Consider the following 4,051-nt stretch of genomic DNA (forward strand, 5'->3'; position numbering starts at 1 on the left):
CTATCATGTCACTCCCTCAGCTGATGATCATGATCTTGCTCTCCAAGGTCTTCGCAAACACATGGCTCGAAGGGGTCTACAACGGCGGACTCCTCCTCGCTCTCATCATGGGAGTGACGTACTGGCCGTACCTCTGGCGGACGATCAGAGGACCGACGATGCAGGTCTCTAACCAGGGGTGGGTCGATGCAGCGCGGAGTTTCGGCCAGCGCCCCCACGTGACGATGCGGAACCACATGTTTCCGTACGTCCTCGGCTACTTGCTCGTTTACGCATCGATGAGTCTCGGTGGCGTGATCCTCGCCGTGGCCGGACTTTCCTTCCTCGGCATCGGCGTGAACCCACCGACCCCAGAGTGGGGGCGCGCCGTCGCGGACGGACAGCAGTACGTGACCACGGCGTCCTGGCATATCTCCCTCATTCCCGGACTCCTCATCGTCCTCGTCGTCACGGCGTTCAACGCACTCGGCGACGGCATCCGGGACGCGATCGACCCCCATAGCGCCACCGGCAGCGGAGAGGACGGCGATGCCGCCAGTGCAGAGGCGAGCGCCGCGGGAGGTGGTGGCGCGTGATGCAGGGTACTGCCGAACGGGCAGACCCCATCGACCCGATACTGTCCGTCGAGAACCTCCGCACGACGTACTACACGGACAAAGAAGAAATCCACGCCGTCGACGGCGTCGACTTCCACGTCAACCGCGGAGAAACCCTTGGAATTGTCGGCGAGAGCGGCTCGGGAAAGAGCGTCACGGCGAGATCCGTTCTGGGACTGGTCGACGAACCCGGCGTGATCGAAGCGGGGAGCAGTATCACCTTCGACGGTGAAGAGCTGACCGAGAAGACCGAGCGAGAGATGGAGCGAATTCGCGGTGGGCGAATCGCAATGGTGTTCCAGGACCCGTTAAACAGTCTCAATCCGGTCTACACCGTTGGGAATCAGATCCGCGAGGCACTCCAACTCCACCGGGGAATCAGCGGAAGCACGGCCAAAGAGAAGGCGATTGAACTCCTCGAAGACGTCGGCATCCCCGACGCAACCCGCCGCGTCGACGAATTCCCCCACCAGTTCTCCGGTGGGATGCGTCAGCGCGCCGTCATCGCGATGGGACTCGCCTGCGATCCAGACCTCCTCATCTGCGACGAACCGACGACGGCCCTCGACGTCACCATTCAGGCACAGATCATCGAGTACCTGGAGGAAATCCAGGCACGCCGCGGGCTCTCCATCATCTTCATCACACACGACATGGGTGTCATCGCCGAGGTTGCGGACCGCGTGGCCGTCATGTACGCGGGCAAGATCGCCGAGAGCGCGCCAGTCAGTGAACTCTTCGCAAATGCCAGCCATCCGTACACTGAGGGACTCCTCGCGAGCATTCCCGGCAACAACGTCGGCCGGGACCGACTCGCAACGATCGAAGGTGACGTCCCGACGCCGACGAGCACCGCGACGTCCTGTCGGTTCTCCCCCCGATGCCCGAAGGCGTTCGATGACTGTCGAACAGTTCACCCGAAACTCGTACCGGTCCGCGACGGGGTGACGGACCATACCGCTGCCTGCCTTCTTTATCCGGACGACGAACCGCGTACCGACGCAGTCGAAACCCACCGCGATCACGACACCGCTACAGAGGAGACAGAAAGATGAGTGAAACGAAACACCGAGCCACCACGGCCACGACAGTAACCGACGAGGACGTCCTGATCTCCATCGAGAAACTGAAAACGTACTACGACGACGGCGGGATTCTTACCTCAAATCCCGTCAAGGCCGTCGACGGCGTGACACTCGAAATCGCCCGCGGCGAGACCCTCGGGTTGGTCGGCGAATCCGGGTGCGGAAAGACGACACTCGGTCGAACGCTCCTCCAGCTCGAAGAGGCGGCGGCAGGAACGATCCATTTCGATGGGACTGACGTCACGACGCTCTCCGGCTCCGACCTCAAGGCATGGCGCAGGAACACGCAGATGGTATTTCAGGACCCGGAATCGAGCCTGAACGACCGCATGACGGTCGGTCAAATCATCCGTGAACCCCTCGACGTCCACGAGGTCGGGACGGTTGAGGAACGCCGTGAGCGAGTCCGCGACCTCCTCGAAACCGTGGGTCTCCGACCGGAACACTACTACCGCTATCCACACCAGTTCTCGGGCGGGCAACGCCAACGCATCGGCATCGCTCGCGCACTCGGCCTTGAACCCGAGTTCGTGGTCCTCGACGAGCCCGTATCGGCGCTCGACGTCTCCGTACAGGCGAAGATCCTCAACCTCCTCGAAGACCTCCAGTACGAGTTCGGTCTTACTTACCTCTTCATCGCACACGACCTCTCGGTCGTCCGCCACATCTGCGATCGGATCGCCGTCATGTATCTCGGGAACATCATGGAAGTCGGTGAAACCGAGGAGTTTTTCGCGTCGCCGGCGAACCCCTACACGAGAGCGCTGCTCTCTGCCATCCCGAAACCAGACCCCGACGCCGACCGCGATCGAATCGTCTTGCGAGGAACGCCACCGAGTCCCCGCGATCCACCGAGCGGGTGTCCGCTCGCAACGCGTTGCCCGATGAAAATTCGTCCCGAGCCATACCGCGGTCTCGACGACGACTTGTGGAACGCAATTTCCGTGTACTGGAATACCCTCCGTGAGCGATCGAAGCTGGACAGATCGGTTCTGGATCGACTCCGTACTCGCGTTGGCTGGGGCCGAGACCGTGACGAGCTCTCAGCAGTACGCGCCGAGGTGTTCAACGACGTACCCGTTCCTGCCGACATCAAGGAGCACGTAGAGACTGCCGAGCGGCTCTTCCACGAGAACCCGAACGCAGCCCTCACCTACCTCCAGGAGGAGTTCGGATCAGTCTGTGACTCAACGCCTCCGTCGAACGTCGACGTGGCCGGGACTGGACGAGTGAGTCGGTGTCATCGACACCGAGACGACTACCCGACCGTTGACGAGGTCGTCAGGAATCGAGAGTGATGGCCATGATAACGAGCGTGACCCTCCGGTTTCGGTTGTACCAGGTCCTCGACGCTGCGACGTACGCAGGCGTTCTGACCCTCCTCGTCTTCGCGGGCTCCTACGCCGTCAGTCTCGTGTTCGGTAGCGGCTGGCTCGCCGTCGAGTTCCTCATGTTCCTCGCGGGGTGGGTACTCTTCGCTTACGGTACCCTCATGCTCCGACCGACACCGCCTTGGAATGACCAAGGTAGATCGTCGATGCTCCCGTGGGACGGCGGACGTGACATCGCCGAGGAGAACGACGACCGAACGGAGACCACGTTTCAGCGGGCCGTTGGCACCCTCCCCCCACTCCGATGGCTCGACCTCCCAGTGGATCACCGGCTCTCGACGGGTACGAAGGTATTCCTGAGCTCCATCTTCGTTCTTGTCGCGTCGTTCCTCATCGAACGATTCCTCGTCGTCTGAACGCGTAGCGACCCCGCCCTTGACGTCCAGCGCGTCTGTCAGGGACGTGTTCGCGCGAGTTCGCGGACAGTTCCTTCGACGACGCGAATACCGATAGGGATGCTCTCCTCGTCGACGTCGAAGGTCGCAGAGTGGTGGTCGCCGGGATGGTTCGTGCCGATACCGACGTACGCGGCTTCCCCGCCGTTCTCTTGCACTGCGCGCATGAGGAACGTGGCGTCCTCGCTGCCGGTCGGGTCAGGATAGGTAGCGGTCTCTCGCACGCCAGAGGTCTCTCGCGAGACGGCTTCGACGACATCGACGATGCAGTCGTCTGAGCGTGCCGTGGGGAGAACGGTTCCGAATTCGAGGTCGACCTGACAGTCGTGGACGTCGGCGGCTCCGTCGATGACGGATTCGACGCGCTCGCGCATGTACTCCCAGAGTTCGTTCGTCTCCCCCCGTGCCTCTGCCGTGAGTGTGGCTCGTTCCGGGATGACATTCGTCGCTGTCCCGCCCTCGATTGTCCCGACGTTGACGCGCGTGATACCGCCGCTGTGTCGCGGGATGGCGTGGAGGTTCTCTACAGCAGTTGCGAGCGCGGCGATCGCACTCTTCCCTGCCTCCGGTTTCCCCCCCGCGTG

The 4,051-nt window shown here is 62.3% G+C and carries 5 protein-coding genes; 4 read left to right on the forward strand and 1 reads right to left on the reverse strand.

Annotation, left to right across the window (positions count from 1 at the left end):
* The 4 genes from WBV42_RS08060 to WBV42_RS08075 all read left to right on the forward strand — a co-directional run.
* On the forward strand, window positions 1-575 hold a 575-nt coding region (locus WBV42_RS08060; RefSeq protein WP_423985568.1), incomplete at its 5' end, for an ABC transporter permease.
* Window positions 575-1,651, forward strand: a complete 1,077-nt coding sequence (locus WBV42_RS08065; protein ID WP_423985569.1) for an ABC transporter ATP-binding protein — start codon at window positions 575-577, stop codon at window positions 1,649-1,651. The genes WBV42_RS08060 and WBV42_RS08065, both read left to right, overlap by 1 nt.
* The gene (locus WBV42_RS08070; RefSeq protein ID WP_423985570.1) at window positions 1,648-2,979 is read left to right on the forward strand and encodes an ABC transporter ATP-binding protein; all 1,332 of its coding nucleotides are present in this window, start codon (window positions 1,648-1,650) and stop codon (window positions 2,977-2,979) included. Before WBV42_RS08065 ends, WBV42_RS08070 begins: the two co-directional genes overlap by 4 nt.
* A gap of 5 nt (window positions 2,980-2,984) precedes the next feature.
* A complete protein-coding gene (locus WBV42_RS08075; RefSeq protein WP_423985571.1) occupies window positions 2,985-3,428 on the forward strand; it encodes a DUF7555 family protein in 444 nt (147 codons plus the stop codon).
* Between the two features lie 38 nt (window positions 3,429-3,466).
* On the opposite strand, the gene WBV42_RS08080 is transcribed toward WBV42_RS08075, so the two are convergent.
* Window positions 3,467-4,051 (reverse strand): M20/M25/M40 family metallo-hydrolase (locus WBV42_RS08080; RefSeq protein WP_423985572.1); only part of this gene is annotated, 585 nt, incomplete at its 5' end.

This window comes from Haladaptatus sp. (assembly GCF_049589095.1).
Taxonomy (GTDB): domain Archaea; phylum Halobacteriota; class Halobacteria; order Halobacteriales; family Haladaptataceae; genus Haladaptatus.